Source organism: Amycolatopsis mongoliensis (genome assembly GCF_030285665.1).
In the GTDB taxonomy this organism is placed as follows: Bacteria; Actinomycetota; Actinomycetes; order Mycobacteriales; family Pseudonocardiaceae; genus Amycolatopsis; species Amycolatopsis mongoliensis.
Window position 1 is genome coordinate 1,695,600 of record NZ_CP127295.1, and the last position, 19,616, is coordinate 1,715,215.

Consider the following 19,616-nt stretch of genomic DNA (forward strand, 5'->3'; position numbering starts at 1 on the left):
GTGACAGTTGCGAAACGGGAAAGGCCCTCGCCGGAATCCCGGCGAGGGCCTTTCCCGTTGATCGGGACTACGGTCAGCGGAAGTCGCGGCCGAAGTCGTAGTCGTCCAGCGGCACCGCGGCACCGGTACCCGTACCGAACACGTCCGGGGTGTAGTAGCCGTCGTCGTAGGACGGGATCGCGTACGCCGCGACCCGGGCCTCTTCCGTCGGCTGCACCTGGATGTTGCGGTACTTGTTGATGCCCGTACCGGCCGGGATCAGCTTACCGATGATCACGTTCTCCTTGAGGCCCACGAGCCGGTCCGAGCGGCCGTTGATGGCCGCGTCGGTCAGGACGCGCGTGGTCTCCTGGAACGACGCCGCCGACAGCCACGAGTCCGTGGTGAGCGACGCCTTCGTGATACCCATCAGCACCGGACGACCCGAAGCCGGCTCGCCGCCCTCGGCGACCGCGGCCCGGTTCGTCGCCTCGAACTTGGTCCGCTCGGGCAGCTCGCCCGGCAGGAAGTCCGTGGCACCGGAGTCGATGATCGTCACGCGGCGCAGCATCTGCCGCACGATGACCTCGATGTGCTTGTCGTGGATCGACACACCCTGCGCCCGGTACACCTTCTGGACCTCGTCCGTGAGGTGCATCTGCGCCTCGCGCGGCCCCATGACCCGCAGGACCTCGTGCGGGTCCGGCGTGCCCTCGAGCAGCTGCTGGCCGACGTTGACGTGGTCGCCGTCGCCCAGCGGGCCGTTCGGGGTGTTCGCGAGCCGCTGACGCTTGGACAGCTTGTCGAAGACGATCTCTTCGCCGCCGTCGTCCGGGATCAGCGTGATCTTCCAGAACCGCTCGCTCTCCTCGATGCGCACGCGGCCATCGACGTCGGCGATCGGCGCCTTGCCCTTCGGGACACGAGCCTCGAAGAGCTCCTGCACACGGGGCAGACCGGTCGTGATGTCGTCACCGGCGACACCACCCTGGTGGAACGTACGCATCGTCAGCTGCGTACCCGGCTCACCGATCGACTGGGCCGCGACGATACCCACGGCCTCGCCGACGTCGACGAGCTGACCGGTCGCCATCGAGCGGCCGTAGCAGGTCGCGCAGATGCCGACGGCCGACTCGCAGGTGAGCACCGAGCGGACCTTGACCTTCGAGATGCCGCTCGAAAGCAGCTTGTCGATGGCCGGGTCGCCGATGTCGTCGCCGGCGTTCAGCACGACGTTGCCCTTGGCGTCCACCGCGTCCGTCGCGAGGTTCCGCGCGTACACGGAGGTCTCGACGTGCTGGTCGCGCAGCACCTTGCCGTCGCCGATGTCCTCGCCGATCGGCATCATGATGCCGCGGGTGGTGCCGCAGTCGACCTCGCGGACGATGACGTCCTGCGAGACGTCCACCAGACGACGGGTCAGGTAACCCGAGTCGGCGGTCCGCAGCGCCGTGTCCGCCAGGCCCTTCCGGGCACCGTGCGTCGCGATGAAGTACTCCGCCACCGACAGGCCCTCACGGAAGTTGGCCTTGATCGGACGCGGGATGTACTCACCCTTCGGGTTCGACACCAGGCCACGCATCCCGGCCAGCGACCGGACCTGCGTCATGTTGCCCGCCGCGCCCGACTTCACGATCATGGCGATCGGGTTGTCGTCCGGCAGCGCCGTCTCCATGATCTTGTGGACCTCTTCGGTGGCCTGCGTCCACACCTTGACGAGCTCGTTGTTGCGCTCGGTGTGGGACAGCTGACCACGCTGGTAGCGCTTCTCCACCTGGGAGGCCTTGCCCTCGTACTCGTCGAGGATGGCGGCCTTGCCCACCGGGGTGAGCACGTCCGAGATGGCGACGGTGACGCCCGAGCGGGTCGCCCAGTAGAACCCGGCGTCCTTCAGGCGGTCCAGGGTCTGCGCGACCTGGGTCATCGAGTACCGCTCGGCGAGGTCGTTCACGATCGCGGCCTGACGCTTCTTCGGCATCGGCTCGTTGATGAACGGGTAGTCCGCCGGCAGCAGCTCGTTGAACAGCACGCGGCCCAGGGTCGTCTCGGCCAGCCACGCCTTGCCCGGCTCCCAGCCCTTTTCCGCGAGCCGCGCTTCGTCGGCCTTGGCCGGCTGGCGGTCGGTGACGCGGATCTTGATCGGGGCGTGCAGGCCCAGCGCCTTGCGGTCGAAGGCCATGATGGCCTCGGCCGGCGACGAGTACGCGTTGCCCGCGCCCTCGGCCTTCTCGTTGAGGCGGGTCAGGTGGAACAGACCCGTCACCATGTCCAGTCGCGGCATGGCGAGCGGACGGCCCGACGCCGGCGAAAGGATGTTGTTCGCCGACAGCATCAGGATCCGGGCCTCGGCCTGCGCCTCGGCCGACAGCGGCAGGTGCACCGCCATCTGGTCACCGTCGAAGTCCGCGTTGAACGCCTCGCAGACCAGCGGGTGCAGCTGGATGGCCTTGCCCTCGACCAGCTGCGGCTCGAAGGCCTGGATACCGAGGCGGTGCAGGGTCGGCGCGCGGTTCAGCATCACCGGGTGGCCGGTGATGACCTCTTCCAGCACGTCCCACACCTGCGGCCGCGAGCGCTCCACCATCCGCTTGGCGGACTTGATGTTCTGCGCGTGGTTCAGGTCGACCAGCCGCTTCATGACGAACGGCTTGAACAGCTCGAGCGCCATGTCCTTCGGCAGGCCGCACTGGTGCAGCTTCAGCTGCGGGCCGACGATGATGACCGAACGGCCCGAGTAGTCGACGCGCTTGCCGAGCAGGTTCTGGCGGAACCGGCCCTGCTTGCCCTTGAGGAGGTCGGACAGCGACTTCAGCGGCCGGTTGCCCGGGCCGGTGACCGGACGCCCGCGGCGGCCGTTGTCGAACAGCGCGTCGACGGCCTCCTGCAGCATCCGCTTCTCGTTGTTGACGATGATCTCGGGCGCACCGAGGTCGATCAGCCGCTTGAGGCGGTTGTTGCGGTTGATCACGCGGCGGTACAGGTCGTTCAGGTCGGAGGTCGCGAAGCGGCCACCGTCCAGCTGCACCATCGGGCGCAGGTCCGGCGGGATGACCGGGACGGCGTCGAGCACCATGCCGCGCGGGTCGTTGCCGGTGGCCTGGAAGGCCGCGACGACCTTGAGCCGCTTCAGCGCGCGGAGCTTCTTCTGCCCCTTGCCGTTGCGGATCGTGTCGCGCAGGCTCTCCGCCTCCGCGGCGACGTCGAACTCGGTGGCCAGCTTCTGGATGGCCTCCGCGCCCATGCCGCCGGTGAAGTACTCGCCGTAGCGGTCGACCAGCTCGCGGTACAGCAGCTCGTCGGCGATCAGCTGGCGGGTGTCGAGCTTCGTGAAGGTCGTCCAGACCTCCTCGAGGCGGTCCAGCTCGCGACCGGCGCGGTCACGCAGCTGGCGCATCTCGCGCTCGCCGCCCTCCTTGACCTTGCGGCGGACGTCGGACTTGGCGCCCTCCGCCTCCAGCTCGGCCAGGTCGGCTTCCAGCTTCTGCGCGCGAGCCTCGATGTCCGCGTCACGCTTGGTCTCGAGGTTCTTGCGCTCGACGCCGATCTCGTTCTCGAGGGTCGGCAGGTCGTTGTGGCGCAGCTCCGTGTTCACGCCCGTGATGACGTAAGCAGCGAAGTAGATGATCTTCTCGAGGTCCTTCGGCGCCAGGTCCAGCAGGTAGCCGAGGCGCGAGGGAACACCCTTGAAGTACCAGATGTGGGTGACCGGGGCGGCCAGCTCGATGTGGCCCATCCGCTCGCGGCGCACCTTGGCGCGGGTCACCTCGACGCCGCAGCGCTCACAGATGATGCCCTTGAAGCGGACGCGCTTGTACTTGCCGCAGTAGCACTCCCAGTCCCGGGTCGGGCCGAAGATCTTCTCGCAGAAGAGGCCGTCCTTCTCGGGCTTGAGCGTCCGGTAGTTGATGGTCTCCGGCTTCTTGACCTCGCCGTACGACCACTGACGGATGTCGTCGGCCGTGGCGAGACCAATGCGGAGCTCATCGAAGAAGTTGACGTCCAGCACGTCTAGATCCCCTTGGGGTTGTTTCGGCTAGAGGGGTTGGCGGGCGAGCGAGGGGGCCGGAGGCTGTGTCTTGCGGGACACCCGCACCCGGGTCTCCCCCTCGCTCAGCTCGCGATCAGTGCACGACGTCGTCCACCGAGGGCGACTCGTTGCGGGACAGGTTGATGCCGAGGTTCGCCGCGGCGCGCTCGAGGTCCTCGTCGTCGGAGTCGCGCATCTCGATCGCCGCGCCGTCGCTGGAGAGCACCTCGACGTTGAGGCACAGCGACTGGAGCTCCTTGAGGAGCACCTTGAACGACTCCGGGATGCCCGGCTCGGGGATGTTCTCCCCCTTGACGATGGCCTCGTACACCTTGACGCGGCCGACCACGTCGTCCGACTTGATCGTCAGCAGCTCCTGCAGCGTGTAGGCAGCGCCGTACGCCTGCATCGCCCAGCACTCCATCTCACCGAAGCGCTGGCCACCGAACTGCGCCTTACCACCCAGCGGCTGCTGCGTGATCATCGAGTACGGACCGGTGGAGCGGGCGTGGATCTTGTCGTCGACCAGGTGGTGCAGCTTCAGGATGTACATGTAGCCGACCGCGACCGGGTACGGGTACGGCTCGCCGGAGCGGCCGTCCAGCAGGGTCGCCTTGCCGTTCTCCTTGACCATGCGCTCGCCGTCGCGGTTCGGCTTGGTCGCCCCGAGCAGCCCGGTGAGCTCCTCTTCCTTCGCGCCGTCGAACACCGGGGTCGCGGTGTTCGTGTTCGGCGCGACGTCGTAGAGCTCCGGGGACAGGTTCTTCGCCCAGTCCGGGGTGCCTTCGATCGTCCAGCCCTGCGAGGCCAGCCAGCCCAGGTGCAGCTCGAGGATCTGGCCGATGTTCATCCGTCGCGGCACACCGTGGGTGTTCAGGATGATGTCGACGGGCGTGCCGTCCTCCATGAACGGCATGTCCTCGACCGGCAGGATCTTGCCGATGACACCCTTGTTCCCGTGCCGGCCGGCGAGCTTGTCGCCCGGCTGGATCTTGCGCTTCTGGGCCACGTAGACGCGGACCAGCTCGTTGACGCCCGGGGGCAGCTCGTCGTCGTCCTCGCGCGAGAACACGCGGATGCCGATGACCTTGCCGGTCTCGCCGTGCGGCACCTTCAGCGAGGTGTCGCGGACTTCGCGGGCCTTCTCGCCGAAGATCGCGCGGAGCAGGCGCTCTTCCGGCGTCAGCTCGGTCTCGCCCTTCGGCGTGACCTTGCCGACCAGGATGTCGCCGTCGCGGACCTCGGCGCCGATGCGGATGATGCCGCGTTCGTCGAGGTCGGCCAGGACCTCCTCGGAGACGTTCGGGATGTCCCGGGTGATCTCCTCGGCGCCCAGCTTGGTGTCGCGGGCGTCGATCTCGTGCTCCTCGATGTGGATCGACGTCAAGACGTCGTCCTGCACCAGGCGCTCGGAGAGGATGATCGCGTCCTCGTAGTTGTGGCCCTCCCACGGCATGACCGCGACGAGCAGGTTCTTGCCGAGCGCCATCTCACCGTTCTCGGTGGACGGGCCGTCGGCGATGACCTGACCCTGCTCGACCCGGTCGCCCTCGTTGACGATCGGGCGGTGGTTGAAGCAGGTGCCGTGGTTGGAGCGGCGGAACTTGTACAGTCCGTAGCTCTTCCGCGTGCCGTCGTCGTGCATGATCGTGATCAGGTCCGCCGAGAGCTCCTCGACGACACCGGACTGCTCGGCGACGAGCACGTCACCGGCGTCGACCGCGGCGCGCAGCTCCACCCCGGTGCCGACGTACGGCGCCTGGTTGCGGAGCAGCGGCACGGCCTGGCGCTGCATGTTCGCACCCATCAGGGCGCGGTTCGCGTCGTCGTGCTCGAGGAACGGGATCATCGCCGTCGCGACCGAGACCATCTGCCGCGGCGAGACGTCCATGTAGTCGATGTCGAGCGGGTCGATCAGCTCGACTTCGCCACCCTTGCGGCGGGCCATGACCCGGTCTTCCACGAAGGTGCCGTCGTCGGAGATCGGCGCGTTGGCCTGGGCCTTGACGTACCGGTCCTCTTCGTCCGCGGTCAGGTAGTCGACCTGGTCGGTGACCCGGCCCTCGACGACCTTGCGGTACGGCGTCTCGATGAAGCCGAACGGGTTGACCCGCGCGTAGGAGCAGAGCGAGCCGATCAGGCCGATGTTCGGACCTTCCGGCGTCTCGATCGGGCACATCCGGCCGTAGTGCGACGGGTGGACGTCCCGGACCTCCATGCCGGCGCGCTCACGGGACAGACCACCCGGGCCGAGGGCCGACAGACGACGCTTGTGCGTCAGGCCCGACAGCGGGTTGTTCTGGTCCATGAACTGCGACAGCTGCGAGGTGCCGAAGAACTCCTTGATCGCCGCGCCGATCGGGCGGATGTTGATCAGGGTCTGCGGGGTGATCGCCTCGACGTCCTGCGTGGTCATGCGCTCACGCACGACACGCTCGGTGCGGGACAGGCCGACCCGGATCTGGTTCTGGATCAGCTCGCCGACCGTGCGCAGGCGCCGGTTGCCGAAGTGGTCGATGTCGTCGGTCTCGACCGGGATCTCGGTGCCGTTCTGCGCGTCCATCTTGTCCTCGCCGGCGTGCAGCCGGACCAGGTACTCGATGGTGGTGACGATGTCCTCTTCGGTCAGCGTCCCCGTGTCGTACGGCGTGTCGAGGCCCAGCTTCTTGTTGACCTTGTACCGGCCGACCTTGGCCAGGTCGTAGCGCTTCGCCTTGAAGAACAGGTTCTCCAGCAGGGTCTGCGCGCTCTCCTTCGTGGGCGGCTCGCCCGGGCGCAGCTTGCGGTAGATGTCGAGCAGCGCCTCGTCGGTGCCCGCGGTGTGGTCCTTCTCGAGGGTGGCCAGCAGCGTCTCCGAGAAGGAGAAGCGCTCGCGGATCGCCTCGGTGGTCCAGCCCAGGGCCTTCAGCAGCACGGTGACCGGCTGGCGGCGCTTGCGGTCGATGCGGACGCCGACGGTGTCGCGCTTGTCGACGTCGAACTCGAGCCACGCGCCGCGGCTCGGGATCACGCGGACGCTGAAGACGTCCTTGTCGGTCGTCTTGTCGACGTCCTTCGAGTAGTAGACGCCCGGCGAGCGGACCAGCTGGGACACGACGACACGCTCGGTGCCGTTGATGATGAACGTGCCCTTGTCGGTCATGACCGGGAAGTCGCCCAGGAAGACCGTCTGGCTCTTGATCTCGCCCGTGTTGTTGTTGACGAACTCCGCCGTGACGAACAGCGGGGCCGCGTACGTCATGTCCTTGTCCTTGCACTCCTCGATCGAGGCCTTGACCTCGTCGAAGCGCGGGGCGGAGAAGGACAGGGACATCGAGCCGGAGAAGTCCTCGATCGGGGAGATCTCGTTCAGGACCTCTTCGAGGCCGCCGACCGGGTTTTCTTCACCTTCTTCGACACGGCGCTCGAACCACGCTTCGTCCCCGGTGAACCACTGGAACGACTGGATCTGGACATCGAGCAGGTTGGGGGTGTTGAGCGGTTCGCGAATCTTTGCGAAGGAAACCCGCTTGGGCGCGCCGGGGATTCCCGTGGACTCCGAGCGAGATTCAGCCGAGGTGGTCGCAGCAGTGGCCTGGTTCGCGGGAGAGACTGCCAAGATGCGTCCTTCCGGGGACAATGAGCGGTGACGGCCGCCATAGCAACAGCTATGAGCGACTGTCAAGGGTGCCGTGTGCCCACTATCCTAACTACCGGCTCCGGGCAGCCTGAAAGAGGGCAGCGCAAAGAGGCAGTCTAGCCCGAACGGCGCGGTCTGTCCAGGGGGCGCTCCCGATGGGGCCCAGCCTGCCTCGCGACGTCTTCAGGTATGCCTCCAGGCGAGCCGGTTGTCCCTCCCGCAAGGGCCGCCGGTTTCGCCGTTCGGGAGTAAGCGTGAACCCACCGGGCCCGAGAGTCAAGATGCCACACGGGGGTCCCGCCGGTTGGCGCAGCGTGGAAGAGGGTCAGCGGAGCGTGAGCGGCCGAATATCATCCTGGTTACCGGCGGGTAGCGCCAGTAATACGGCTTGGACCTGGGTGTTTCCCACGTTCGGCGCTCGCCCGATTTGTGTTTCAGGCCACTTCGGAGCGACACCGGTTCCGCCGGCGACGGCGTGTCGCGGGGGTTCGGGTGACCGCCCCGGAGCCCCCGCGGGCGCCGTCCCAGCCGCCCCGTGCGTCCCGCCCGCCTCAGCGGCGCGAGAGCGTTCGGAGAGGCTTCGGGACCGTGCCGGCCGCCCTGTGCCGCCGCGGCCCGCTCAGGCCGCGACGAGCCCGCCCGGGAGAGGCTCGCCGGCTCTCCGGGCCCGCCGAGCACGGACCTGACGGAGCCGCGCGTTCCCTCGTGTGGGCGACGGCAGCCTCCGGCGAACTGCGCCGCCGCGGCCCGCTCAGGACTCGGCGAGCCAGCCGGGGAGGGGCTCGCACGCCGCGCGCCAGCTCTCCGGGACCGGTGAGCCGTCCGCCGCGAGCACGCCGCCCACGATGGCGCCCACCGTGTCGACGTCCTCGGCGACCTGGGCCACCGTCCAGAGCGCGTCGGTGAAGCTGTCCCCGAAGCGGGCGGCGATCCACAGGGCCAGCGGGACCGTGTCGTGCGCGGCCAGCTCGCGGCCCGTGCCGAGCTTGGCGGCGGCTTCGCGGGCGCCGGAGAACTTCAAGGCCAGCGTGAGCCCGTCGCGGACCCGGCCGGGCGGCACCAGCGGGATCACCCCGTCCAGCAGGTCGGCGCCGGCCAGCCCGGGGGACGCTGCCCGCAGCGCAGCCGCCGCCGCGACGGCCACCGCGCCCGCGACGCCTTCGAGGTGCGAGTGCGTGACGACGGCGGACAGCTCGGCCTGGCGCAGGGCCTGCGGCAGGGTGTCGCAGAACCACGCGCCCAGCGGCGCCACGCGCATGGCGGCGCCGTTGCCCCAGGAGCCGCGGCCGTCCGGTTCGGCGACCTCCGGCCACGTCCGCCCGGCCCGGATCTGGTTCAGGCGCCACTCCGCGCCCGGGCCGTAGCCGCGGCCGGGGTCGAGGTGCTCGGCGAACGAGCCGGCGAGCACGTCCTGGTCGATGTGACCGTTCCGCCGCAGGACGTCGACGACCGAGCACGCCATTTCGGTGGCGTCGGTCCAGCGCCACGGCGCGGCCGGCACCAGCCGGCCGGCGACGTCCGGGTGGTCTCCGGGCAGGAGGATCTGCGCGCCGAAAGCGTCACCGACGGCCAGGCCGACGAGACTGGCGTACGCCTGTTCGAATCCCATTGGCCTACCGTAGCGGCGGCGCTACCGGCCGCCGGCCACCGCCGGCTCCCCGAAATCGACGAGCGGCACCGCCCGTCGCCGGGCGGCCGCCGGACTCACTTCGTCGGCGAGGGGGACGCCGGCGGCGCCGAGGACGACGGCGCCTGGGTCGCCGCCGGGACCTTGGGCGCGTTGTACGTGTCCATGTCCGTGATCTTCCACTTGTCGCCCTGGAGCTGGGCGTTCAGGTGGAGCTGGGCCGTGCCCGCGGTCGTCTTCTTCGTGTCCGTGCGGGTCGAGGTCTGGTCGACGAAGACCATCACCTTCGCCAGGTCGCCGTTGAGCATGATCACCGCCGCGCGGGTGACCTTGCAGGTCACGACCATCTTCTGCGTCGGCGCGAGCCTCTTCACCTCGCCCATCAGCGAGTTGTACTTGTTCTTGACGTCGTCGTTGGCGAGCAGGTCGTTCGCCGCGTCCTCGGTCTTCTTGATGTTGTTGAAGTCGTAGGAGAACAGCGCCTCGGCCGCCTTCGACACGGCGTCCTTGACCTGGGCCGTCTTCGCGACGTCCAGCAGCGCGGTGTTGCTCGTCGCCGAGGAGACCTGGACCTCCTCGGACTTGAACCAGAACGCCAGCCCGCCCAGGAGCAGCGCCACGAGCACGAGCGCGCTCGCCAGCACGTACGGCTTGTGCGAGGAGGAGCCCGCTGCGGCCGGAGCGGGCTTCTCCGCCGAAGCGGCCGCCTCGGCCTCGGAGACGCCGGTCGGCTTCGCGATCCCTGTGTCGCGCTTCTTCCGCCGCGGCGCCGGCCGGGACGGAGCTTCTTCGTCCGCCTCGGGCTCGCCGGTGAGCGCGTCGACCTTCGGCTCGTCCTCGGTCTCGACCGCCGCGAACACCGCCGTGTCCTCGGCCGAAGGTGCGGTGTCGAGCTGCCCGCTCGCGGCCTCGAACGGCTCCGCGGGCTTGGCGGCCGGGCGCGGCACCGGACGCGGCGCGGGCCGGGGCCGCGGCTTGCGCGGCTCGGCCGGCACCGCGGGGAGCTGGCCGGTCCGCTCGGCGGCGGACTCGTCCGCCGCGGGCTTGCGCAGGCCGGCCACGCGGGGCCGGCGCGACGGCGGGGTGCTGCTGCTGCGAGGCGGCTGGCGGCGGGAGGGGGGCACTACGAGCTCCTTCTGCGTGACGCGCTACTGGCCGGCCGCGACGAGCGGGACGCTGTCGATGCCGGACAGCTTCCAGTCTTCGCCCACGCGGGTCATCGACACCTCGAGGCGCAGCGGCTTCGCGCTGCTCTTGTCGCCCTGGGTGACGGTCGTGGCGATGGCGGCGAGGAAGCTGGCCTTGCCTTCGTGGTCGTCCAGCTCCTCGACGGCGATGTCCTGGACGTCGGTGGTGACCTTCGTCTTGGCGTCGGCGAGCGCCTTGCGGAACGTCGGCGCCGACTGGTCGATCTGCTGGGACATCTTGTCGTCCGACACGGACTTCTGCCGGGCGAAGAAGCCGTCCAGGTCCTGGTAGTCGACCTCGGTGTAGGCCTTCAGCGCGTTCGTACCCGCCTTGACCACGGCCTCGCGCGAGGCCGCCAGATCGGCGTTGTCGTCGTTCGCGGCCACCCACCACTGGACGCCGAAGATCGCCGCCGCGATCAGCGCGGCCAGCGCCAGCGCCGCGGCGCCGAGCACCAGGATCCGCGAGGACGACTCCTGCGACGGCGTCTCGGGGGCCGGCTCCTCGGTCTCCGCCACCGCGACCGCGGCCGGCTCGTCCGAACTCATAGCACTCCAGGGTAGGTAACGGTCATCAAATCCACGTCAGGCGAGCCCGAGCAGCGAACCCAGGCTGTTCAGGCTGACGCCGGGGCTGCCGACGATGCCCGGGACACCGCGGGTGTCGCGCTCCTCCGCGAGCTCCTCGGCCGGCCGGTTCGCGTTGGCCGAAACGTCGCTCGCGGACGGCGCGACCGGCACCCCGCCGTACGGCGCGTTCTGCGCGCCCCGCACGTTGATCGGGCTGCCCTTCGGTTCGGCACAGTACGCGTCCTCCTTCGCCGGCTTCGGCGAAGTGTCGGCTCCGGTGCGGTACTGCGAGTACGGCAGGTACCCCTTGGTGCACGACGGCGGGTTGAAGAGGTTGAGCACCAGGCCGAGGTGCGCGGTGCCGTCGCCGGGCGCCACGCTGCTCGCCGCGCCGGCCAGCGCCGGGTAGGTGACCAGGCCCTGCTCGATGCCGTCGAGCCGCGTCACGGTCAGGTTGGCCGTGGTGAGCAGGTTCGCCGTCAGCGCGCCGAGGCCCGGGCCGGACTCCTGCAGCACCTGGCTGATCTGCGTCGCCACCTGCGGCGTGATGCCGATGAGCTTGCGCAGGTCGCCGTCGGAGTTCTTCAGGGTGCCGGTGAGCTCGTTGAGGCTCTTGCTGAACGACGCGAAGTTCTCCGCCTCGGCGTTCTGCGTGTCCAGCACCTTGCCGCCCTGGTCGAGCAGCTGGATCGTCTGCGGCAGGTACTCCTGCGCGGTCGTGGTGAAGCTGCGCGCGGTGTCGAGCAGCTTCTGCAGGTCGCCGCCGGTGCCGCGGAAGGCGTCGTAGGACTCGTCGACGACCGTGCGCAGCGAGTCGACCGGGACCGACGCGGCCAGCGTGTCGAGGTCGCCGATCAGCCGGTCGGTGCTGACCGGGGTGGTCGTCTTCGAGGCCGGGATGACCGAGCCGCCCGCCAGGTACGGGCCCTTGTCGGCCTTGGGCTTCAGGTCGACGTACTGCTCGCCGACCGCCGACCGGTTGGCGACGACCGCGTCGAGGTCGGCCGGCACCTGCGGCGCCGACGGGTCGATGTTCAGGTCCGCCTCGAGCCCGGTCGGGGTCAGCCGCATCTCCCCGACCCGGCCGATGTTGTAGCCCCGGTAGGTGACCTCGGCGTTGGTGAAGATGCCGCCCGACTCGTTGAGCTGCAGCTTCACCGTGTAGCCGTCGTTGCCGAACACGGTGCCGAGCCCGGCGAACCGGATCAGCGCGTAGACGATCGCGACGATGGAAATGACCGCGAAGGCGATCAACTGGATCTTCGTCCGGCGAACCAGCATCAGCCCGCACCTCCCGGCAGGAGCCCGAAGAGGTTGCCGAGCCCCGGCTTCGACTGCCCGGACTGCGGCTGGCCGCTCTCCCCGGGGATCGGCAGCGGCGGGTTGCCCGACGCGCCTTCGGTACCGCCGGTCAGCCCGGCCAGCGGCAGCTGCCCGGACAGGATGTTCTGGCGGCTGTTGCCCAGGTTCTCGACGACGGTCTTCAGGTTCAGGTCCACCTTCGCGTACAGGTTGAAGTAGTCGCCCTTGACGCCGTTGACGGCCTGGTCGCTGAACGGGAACGTCAGCAGGATCTGCAGCGCCTTCGGCAGGTCGTTGCCCGCCTCGCCGAGCTTCTGCAACGTCGGGGTCAGCGCCTTCAGATCGGCGACGAGGTCTTTCTGCGACCGGTTGACCGTGTCGGTGGCGACCCCGGAGAGGTTGTCCAGCGCCTGCAGCATCGTGACCAGCTGGCCGCGCTGCTGCTCGAGCACGCCGAGGCCGGGGCCGAGGTTGTCGACCGCGCCGACCAGCTTGTCCTTCTGGTCGTTCAGGGTCGAGGACAGCCGGTTCAGCCCGTCGATCGCCCGGGTGATGTTGCGCGACTGCTGGTCGAGGTTCGTCACCAGCTGGTTCGCGTTGTCCAGCAGCGCCTTGATGTCCGGCTCGCGGCCGGACGTGGCGTTGTTGAGCTCCTTGGTGATGGTGTTGAGCTGGTCGACCCCACCGCCGTTGAGCAGCAGCGACAGCGCGCCGAGCAGCTCTTCGACCTCGACGCTGCGGTTCGTCCGGGCCAGCGGGATGGTCGCGTTGTCGGCGAGCTTGCCCTGGGCCTGGTCGTCGCCGGGCGAGGCCAGCTCGACGTACTTCTCGCCGAGCAGGCTGGACTGCTTCACGTTGGCCAGCGCGTTGGCCGGCAGCTTGACGTCGCCGTTGACCTTCAGCGTCACGAGCGCGTGCCAGCCGTCCTTGGTGAGCCCGACGTTCTCGACCCGGCCGATCGGCACCTCGTTGACCTTCACCCCGGCCTGCGGGGTCAGGTCCAGCACGTCGCGGAACTCGACGTTCACCGTGTACGGGTGGTCGCCGAGGTCGGCGCCGCCGGGCAGCGGCAGGTCGTAGATGCCGTTGAACGCGCAGCCGGACAGGGTCAGCGCGGACACCGTGGCGAGAGCCCCGGCACTCAGCAGCTTCCTCACTGGCCACCTCCGTAGAGCTGCCCGGCGATGGGCAGCGGCAGCGGCGGCAGCTTGCCCGCCTGCAGCGCCTGGACGGTCTGCGCCAGCGAGGGCAGCGGCACGATCCCGTCGACGACACCGGCGATGCCTTCGCAGGCGTTGCCGAGCACGTCCGGGATGCCCTTGCCGGCCTGCTTGAGCAGCCGGCAGATCATCACCAGCGGCGGCTGGGTCAGCTCGTTGAGGTTCGGCCGGGCGTCGAGCGTGCCTGCCGAGCCGTTGTAGGTGTTGACCAGGTTGCTCAGGCCGACCGGCGCGACGTCGAGGATCTCGGCGAGCGAGCTGCGCTGGTCGACGAGCACCTTGGTGATGCCGGCCAGCTTGTCCACGTTGGACTTGAGCCGGTCGTGGTTCTGGTCGATGAACGCCTGCACCGCGGTGAGCGTGGTGCCCAGCTGCTGCACGGTGGCGGCCAGGTTGTCCTTTTCGGACGCGAGGTAGCCGCTGACGTCGGCGAGCTGGCTCTCGAAGCTGCGGACCTGCTTGTCGCTGTCGGCCAGCGTCTGCGAGAACTTGCCGAGGTTCTCGATGGTGGAGAACAGGTCGTCCTTGTTGCCGGAGAGCGTCCCGGCCGCTTGGCCGAGCTTGGTGATCGTGTCGTGCAGGGCCTGGCCGTTGCCGTCGACGTTGGCCGCCGCGGTGGTCAGCAGGTTCGACAGCGACCCGTTCTTGTTGGCGCCGTTCGGGCCGAGAGTCTCGCTGACCCGGGCCAGGCTGGCGGCCAGCTGGTCGACTTCCAGGGGCACCTCGGTGCGGTCGAGGCCGATGACCGCGCCGTCGGAGATCCGCGGGCCGCCGGTGTAGGCGGGGGCGAGCTGGACGTAGCGGTCGGACACCAGCGACGGCGCCACGATGAGCGCCTTGGCGTCGGCCGGGACGGCGACCGAGCGGTCGTACTCGAACTCGACCTTCACCTGGTTGCCCATGGGCTGGATCTTGGTGACCGTGCCCATGTCGACGCCGAGCATCCGCACGCTGTTGCCCTCGTACAGGCCGACGGCGCCGGCGAAGTACGCGGTCAGGTGGTTGCGCCCGGCGTCCTTCAGGGTCCACCAGATCCCGCCGGCGACGACGAGCGCGAGGACGATCGCGATGGTGAAGCCCCGGGTCAGGGCCTGGCCGAAGCGGGTGTCACTCATTTCGTGTAGCACCCCTCTTCGTTGATCGGGCCGAACGACGGCAGCACCAGGCCGCAGATGTAGTTGTCGAACCAGCGGCCGTTGCCGATGGTGTTGGTGAAGACGCGGATGAACGGCGCGAACTTCGCGATGCCCTGGGCCAGCGAGTCCTGGTTGCGCTGCAGCATCGACGTCAGCTGGTCCAGCGACGTCAGCACCGGGTCCAGCTGCTTGCCGTTGTCGTCGATCAGGCCCTGCAGCTGCGTCGCCAGCTCGCGGGAGCCGTTCAGCAGCGCCGTGATCGCGTCTTCGCGCTTCGAGAGCTCGGCGAGCAGCTGGTTGCCGTCGTCGAGCAGCTTCTGCACCTCGGCGTCGCGGTCGACCAGGGTCTGCGACACCTCGCGGGTGTTGGCCAGCAGGTTGGACAGCTGCGTGTCGCGCGAGGCGATCGTGTCCGACAGCTTCGACAGCCCGGACAGCGCGCCCTTCACGTCTTCCGGCGTGTTGGCGAAGGTCTGCGAGATCGTGTCGAAGCTCTGCGCCAGCTGCTTGGTGTCGATGTTGTCGACCGTCTGCGACAGCCCGCGGAACGCGTCGAGCACGTCGTAGGGGGCCATCGTGCGGTCCCGCGGGATGCCGGTGCCCGGGTTCAGCGAGCCCTCGCCCTGCGGGTCCAGCGACAGGTACTTCTGGCCGAGCAGCGTCTTGATCTTGATCGCGGCGCTGGTCCGGTCGCCGAGCCAGGCGTCCTTGACCTTGAACGACACCTTCACCGACGCACCGTCGAGCTCGATGTCGCTGACCTTGCCGACCTTGACGCCGGCGACCCGGACGTCGTTGTCCTTCTGCAGCCCGGAGGCTTCGCTGAACTCGGCGGTGTAGGTCGTGCCGCCACCGATCACCGGCAGGTCGTCGGAGTTCAGCGCGGCGATGAAGCCGAGCGCCAGGACGGCGATGCCGACCAGCGCGATCGGGACGGGGTTGCGCTTCTGGAAGGACTTCATCCCGAGCACCTCTCCCGGTTGGCCGGGAGCAGGGGCAGGTCTGTCGCGGGGATCAATGGAGGCAAGCTGACCGTCCCGGAGAACTCGCAGGCGTAGAAGTTGAACCAGGAGCCGTAGTCCGCGGTGCGGGTCAGCGTGCTCACCTTGGTCGGCAGGAACTGGATGAAGTGCTCCAGCTCCGGCTCGTTCTTGTTGAGCTGGTTCGTGAGGTTGCCGAGCGCGCTGATGTCGTTCTTCAGCGGCTCGCGGACGTCACCGAGCAGGCCGGACGTCGTCTCGGCCAGGTTGCCGAGGCTCTCGATCGCGTCGCCGATCGGCTTGCGGTCCGCGGCCAGCCCGGACACCAGCTGCTGCAGCTTGACGATCAGGTCGTTGAGCTGCGGGGTGTGCGCGTTGACCGTGTCGAGCACCGAGTTGAGGTTGTCGATGACCTGGCCGATCACCTGGTCCTTGTCGGCGATCGTGGTGGCCAGCGACGCCGTGTGCGACAGCAGGCTCTCCACGGTGCCGCCCTCGCCCTGCAAGACCTGGATGACCTCGTAGGACAGCTTGTTGACGTCGTCCGGATTCAGCGCGGTGAACAGCGGCTTGAAGCCGTTGAACAGCTCGGTCAGGTCCAACGCCGGCGTCGTGCGCTCCAGCGGGATGGTGCCGCCGGGCTGCAGGGTCTTCCCGGCGCTGTCGTCGCCTTCGCCGAGTGAGACGTAGCGCTGGCCGACCAGGTTGCGGAACTTGATCTGCGCGGTCACCCCGGCCGGCAGCGTCCGCCCGGCGTCGACCTCGAACTCGACCTCGGCCTGGCGCTTGTCGACGATCTTGACGTCCTTGACCTGCCCGACGCGGACGCCGGCGATGCGGACGTCGTCGTTGGGCAGCAGCAGCGTCGCGTCGGTGAAGCGCGCCTTGTAGGCGTTGGTGCTGGTGGTGTTGATGTTGGCGATGCTGATCCCGAGGATCGTCGTGAACAGCACGGTGACCACGACGAAGATGCCGAGCTTGATCAGCGGCGCGAGCAGGCCCCTCACTTGACCGTCACCTCCGCGCCCCGGTACAGCGGGCCGACGAGCAGGGCGCTCCAGCCCGGGACGTCCGACGCGTTCATGCCCAGCTGCGGGCCGAGCAGATCGGCCAGGAAGCCCTGTTCCGCCGTCGAGTAGGCAAGTTGACCAGCGCTGTCACCGGCTCCGCTCCCATTGCCGCCGGCCGCGTCGGCCTTGAACTTCGCCGGGTTGAGGCCGTCGCCGACCGTCTTGGGCGCGGTCTGGTGCTTGGTGCCGTCCTGGAACGCGCCGTCCGGCGGCTCCGACGGGAACGGCTTCGGGATGTCCTTCATGTCGTAGCACCGCGGGCCGCGCTTGTCCTCGAACCGCGGCTCCTCCTTGCCGGCTTCGTACGGCGCGCGCGGCACGATGATCTCGATCGTGGCGTGCAGGCCGGGCTTGTCGGTGCCCTTGCCCAGCGCCTGGTCGATCAGCGGGACGTTGTCGGCCATCTGGCGGATCACGCAGGGGTACTCCGGCGCGTACTTCGCCAGCAGCTCGGCCGTCGGCCGGGCGGTGTCGGCGAGGGAGATGATGTTCTCCTTGTTGTTCTGCAGGAACGTCTGCAGGTCCACCGACGCCTGGGTCAGGCTGCCGTAGAGGTTCGACAGGTTCTGCCGCTCGTCGACCACGGTCCGGGTCGTCGTGCTCAGGTTGTCCAGGCTCTGCACCAGGTCCGGCGCCGAGTCCTTGAGGTGGTCGGAGAACTCCGCGAGCGCCTTCAGGTTGTGCTGCAGCTCCGGCTCGTGCGGGTTCAGCTCGCCGATGTAGGTGCCCAGCTGCGTCAGCGTGTCGCCGAGCTGGTCGCCGCGGCCCTGCAGCGCGGTCGAGATCGCGGTGAGCGTCGCCGACAGCTTCTGCGGCTGCACCGCCTGCAGCACCGGCATCAGGTGGGAGAACGCCTGCTCCAGCTCGACCGCGCTGGACGTGCGGTCCTGCGGGATGACGTCCCCGCTGGCCAGGGTCTTCGACGACGGCTGCTGCGGGATCTCCAGCGAGACGAACCGCTCGCCGAAGAGCGTCTTCGGCAGGAACCGCGCCGAGACGTTCTCCGGGATCAGCTTCGCCGACTCCGGCTTGAGCGCGAGGGTCAGCTCCGCGCCGTGGTCGGTGGCGACGATGTCCTGGACGGACCCGACGATCAGCCCGCGCACCTTGACGTCGGACTGCTTGATCAGCTGGTTGCCGATCTTGTCGGCCTGCAGCTTGACCGTGACGACGGGCGTGAACGCCTTGTCGTAGAGCGCGATGGACAGCGCCACCCCGCCGACCATCACGGCGATGAGCAGCAGGCCGAGCAGCCTGCGTCGGAGCGTCCTCATCCCGCGATCCTTACCGTGACGTCGGTTCCCCAGATGGCGAACCCGATGAAGAAGTTCATGATCGACACCGTGACGATGGAGAGCCGCACGGCCTTGCCGACCGCGACGCCGACACCCGCCGGGCCGCCGGTCGCCCGGTACCCGAAGTAGCAGTGCGACAGGATGATCAAGACGCTGAAGAGCAGCACCTTGATGAACGAATAGAGCACGTCCTGCGGGGGTAAGAACAGGTCGAAGTAGTGGTCGTAAGTACCGGCCGACTGGTTGTAGATGTAGATGACGACCAGTCGTGACGCGAGGTACGAGCTCAGCAGGCCGATGATGTAGAGCGGGATGACCGCCACGAAGCCGGCGATGATCCGCGTCGTCACCAGGTACGGCAGGCTCGGCACGCCCATGACTTCCAGCGCGTCGATCTCCTCGGAGATCCGCATCGCGCCCAGCTGCGCGGTGAACCCGGCACCGACGGTGGCGCTCAGGGCGAGCCCGGCGACCAGCGGCGCGATCTCGCGCGTGTTGAAGAACGCGGTCAGGAAGCCGGTGAAGGCCGACGTCCCGATCGAGTTCAGCGCCGAGTAGCCCTGGAGGCCGACGAGGACACCGGTGAACAGCGTCAGGCCGACCATCACGCCGACCGTGCCGCCGATGACCGCGAGCGAGCCGGACCCGAAGCTCACCTCGGCCAGCAGCCGGAGGACTTCCTTCGTGTAGCGGCGCAGCGTCCGCGGCGTCCACAGCAGCGCGCGGCCGTAGAACGACATCTGGTCACCGAGGGTGTCCAGCGTCTGCAACGGACGGTTGGCGACGCGTTTCGCGCCCTGGAGGAACGTCATGGCGCTAGTCCAGCTTTCCGGGCACGATCTGCAGGTAGATCAGGGTGATCACGAAGTTCACGACGAACAGCATGAGGAACGTGATGACCACCGACTGGTTCACCGCGTCCCCGACGCCCTTCGGGCCGCCGGACGGGTTCAAGCCCCGGTAGGACGCGACGACGGCGGCGATGAACCCGAAGATCAGCGCCTTGAGCTCACCGACCCAGAGGTCGGGCAGCTGCGCGAGGGCGGAGAAGCTCGCCAGGTACGCACCCGGCGTCCCGCCCTGCAGCACGACGTTGAAGAAGTAGCCGCCCAGCACACCGATGACGCTGACCATGCCGTTGAGCAGCAGCGCGACCAGCATCATCGCGAGGGTGCGCGGCACGATCAGCCGCTGCACCGCGGAGACGCCGAGCACCTCCATCGCGGCGATCTCCTCGCGGATCGTCCGCGCACCGATGTCGGCGCAGACGGCGGAGCCGCCCGCGCCCGCCACCAGCAGCGCGGTGACCAGCGGACTGGCCTGCTGCACGGTGGCGAGCACGGAGCCCGCGCCGGTGTAGGACTGCGCGCCCAGCTGGCGGGCGAGCGAGCCGAACTGCAGCGAGATGACCGCGCCGAACGGGATCGCCACCAGGGCCGTCGGCAGGATGGTCACGCTCGCGATGAACCACGACTGCTGGATGAACTCCCGCAGCTGGAACGGGCGTTGGAACAGGCCGCGGATGATGTCCAGGCCGAGAGCGAACAGGTTCCCGGTTTCGCGGAGCATGCCGATCCCGGGGATCTTCGCCTGTGTTGCGGGAG

Annotated in this window: 13 protein-coding genes; all 13 read right to left on the minus strand. The window is 68.8% G+C overall.

Features of this window, described 5'->3' with window-relative positions; translation table 11 throughout:
• Positions 1–73: 73 nt before the first annotated feature.
• The 13 genes from QRX60_RS08055 to QRX60_RS08115 all read right to left on the minus strand — a co-directional run bounded on the left by QRX60_RS08055 (position 74) and on the right by QRX60_RS08115 (position 19,581).
• Positions 74–3,985, minus strand: coding sequence for a DNA-directed RNA polymerase subunit beta' (locus QRX60_RS08055; protein ID WP_286000147.1), 3,912 nt, complete (start codon positions 3,983–3,985; stop codon positions 74–76).
• Positions 3,986–4,100: 115 nt separating this feature from the next.
• Complete coding sequence (gene rpoB, locus QRX60_RS08060; protein ID WP_286000148.1) at positions 4,101–7,604, minus strand: DNA-directed RNA polymerase subunit beta; 3,504 nt, start codon at positions 7,602–7,604, stop codon at positions 4,101–4,103.
• A gap of 772 nt (positions 7,605–8,376) precedes the next feature.
• The gene (locus QRX60_RS08065) at positions 8,377–9,234 is read right to left on the minus strand and encodes an ADP-ribosylglycohydrolase family protein (protein ID WP_286000149.1); all 858 of its coding nucleotides are present in this window, start codon (positions 9,232–9,234) and stop codon (positions 8,377–8,379) included.
• Positions 9,235–9,329: 95 nt separating this feature from the next.
• Complete coding sequence (locus tag QRX60_RS08070) at positions 9,330–10,313, minus strand: hypothetical protein (protein ID WP_286003531.1); 984 nt, start codon at positions 10,311–10,313, stop codon at positions 9,330–9,332.
• An 87-nt stretch (positions 10,314–10,400) separates the two neighbouring features.
• Positions 10,401–10,988 (minus strand): hypothetical protein, encoded by a 588-nt coding sequence (locus QRX60_RS08075; RefSeq protein ID WP_286000150.1) that lies wholly within the window; start codon positions 10,986–10,988, stop codon positions 10,401–10,403.
• A gap of 36 nt (positions 10,989–11,024) precedes the next feature.
• Positions 11,025–12,290, minus strand: coding sequence for an MCE family protein (locus QRX60_RS08080; protein ID WP_286000151.1), 1,266 nt, complete (start codon positions 12,288–12,290; stop codon positions 11,025–11,027).
• Positions 12,290–13,468 carry an MCE family protein gene (locus QRX60_RS08085; protein ID WP_286000152.1) on the minus strand — a complete coding sequence of 393 codons (1,179 nt, stop codon included), beginning with the start codon at positions 13,466–13,468 and terminating at the stop codon, positions 12,290–12,292. The genes QRX60_RS08080 and QRX60_RS08085 overlap by 1 nt, the downstream gene beginning before the upstream one ends.
• On the minus strand, positions 13,465–14,646 hold the full coding sequence (locus QRX60_RS08090) for an MCE family protein (RefSeq protein WP_286000153.1): 1,182 nt from the start codon (positions 14,644–14,646) through the stop codon (positions 13,465–13,467). Before QRX60_RS08090 ends, QRX60_RS08085 begins: the two co-directional genes overlap by 4 nt.
• Positions 14,643–15,629, minus strand: coding sequence for an MCE family protein (locus tag QRX60_RS08095; protein WP_286000154.1), 987 nt, complete (start codon positions 15,627–15,629; stop codon positions 14,643–14,645). Before QRX60_RS08095 ends, QRX60_RS08090 begins: the two co-directional genes overlap by 4 nt.
• The gene (locus tag QRX60_RS08100) at positions 15,626–16,654 is read right to left on the minus strand and encodes an MCE family protein (RefSeq protein ID WP_286000155.1); all 1,029 of its coding nucleotides are present in this window, start codon (positions 16,652–16,654) and stop codon (positions 15,626–15,628) included. Before QRX60_RS08100 ends, QRX60_RS08095 begins: the two co-directional genes overlap by 4 nt.
• Positions 16,651–17,991, minus strand: a complete 1,341-nt coding sequence (locus tag QRX60_RS08105; RefSeq protein WP_286000156.1) for an MCE family protein — start codon at positions 17,989–17,991, stop codon at positions 16,651–16,653. The genes QRX60_RS08100 and QRX60_RS08105 overlap by 4 nt, the downstream gene beginning before the upstream one ends.
• A complete protein-coding gene (locus tag QRX60_RS08110; RefSeq protein ID WP_003060266.1) occupies positions 17,988–18,824 on the minus strand; it encodes an MlaE family ABC transporter permease in 837 nt (278 codons plus the stop codon). Before QRX60_RS08110 ends, QRX60_RS08105 begins: the two co-directional genes overlap by 4 nt.
• Before the next feature lie 4 nt (positions 18,825–18,828).
• Positions 18,829–19,581 (minus strand): MlaE family ABC transporter permease, encoded by a 753-nt coding sequence (locus tag QRX60_RS08115; protein ID WP_086675527.1) that lies wholly within the window; start codon positions 19,579–19,581, stop codon positions 18,829–18,831.
• Positions 19,582–19,616 lie beyond the last annotated feature (35 nt).

Excerpts from the sequence above, each read along its gene's own strand:
- QRX60_RS08065 (WP_286000149.1), bottom strand. The coding sequence starts at position 9,234 with ATGGGATTCGAACAGGCGTACGCCAGTCTCGTCGGCCTGGCCGTCGGT.
- QRX60_RS08075 (WP_286000150.1), bottom strand. The coding sequence starts at position 10,988 with ATGAGTTCGGACGAGCCGGCCGCGGTCGCGGTGGCGGAGACCGAGGAG.
- QRX60_RS08080 (WP_286000151.1), bottom strand. The coding sequence starts at position 12,290 with ATGCTGGTTCGCCGGACGAAGATCCAGTTGATCGCCTTCGCGGTCATT.
- QRX60_RS08090 (WP_286000153.1), bottom strand. The coding sequence starts at position 14,646 with ATGAGTGACACCCGCTTCGGCCAGGCCCTGACCCGGGGCTTCACCATC.
- QRX60_RS08095 (WP_286000154.1), bottom strand. The coding sequence starts at position 15,629 with ATGAAGTCCTTCCAGAAGCGCAACCCCGTCCCGATCGCGCTGGTCGGC.
- QRX60_RS08105 (WP_286000156.1), bottom strand. The coding sequence starts at position 17,991 with ATGAGGACGCTCCGACGCAGGCTGCTCGGCCTGCTGCTCATCGCCGTG.
- QRX60_RS08110 (WP_003060266.1), bottom strand. The coding sequence starts at position 18,824 with ATGACGTTCCTCCAGGGCGCGAAACGCGTCGCCAACCGTCCGTTGCAG.
- QRX60_RS08115 (WP_086675527.1), bottom strand. The coding sequence starts at position 19,581 with ATGCTCCGCGAAACCGGGAACCTGTTCGCTCTCGGCCTGGACATCATC.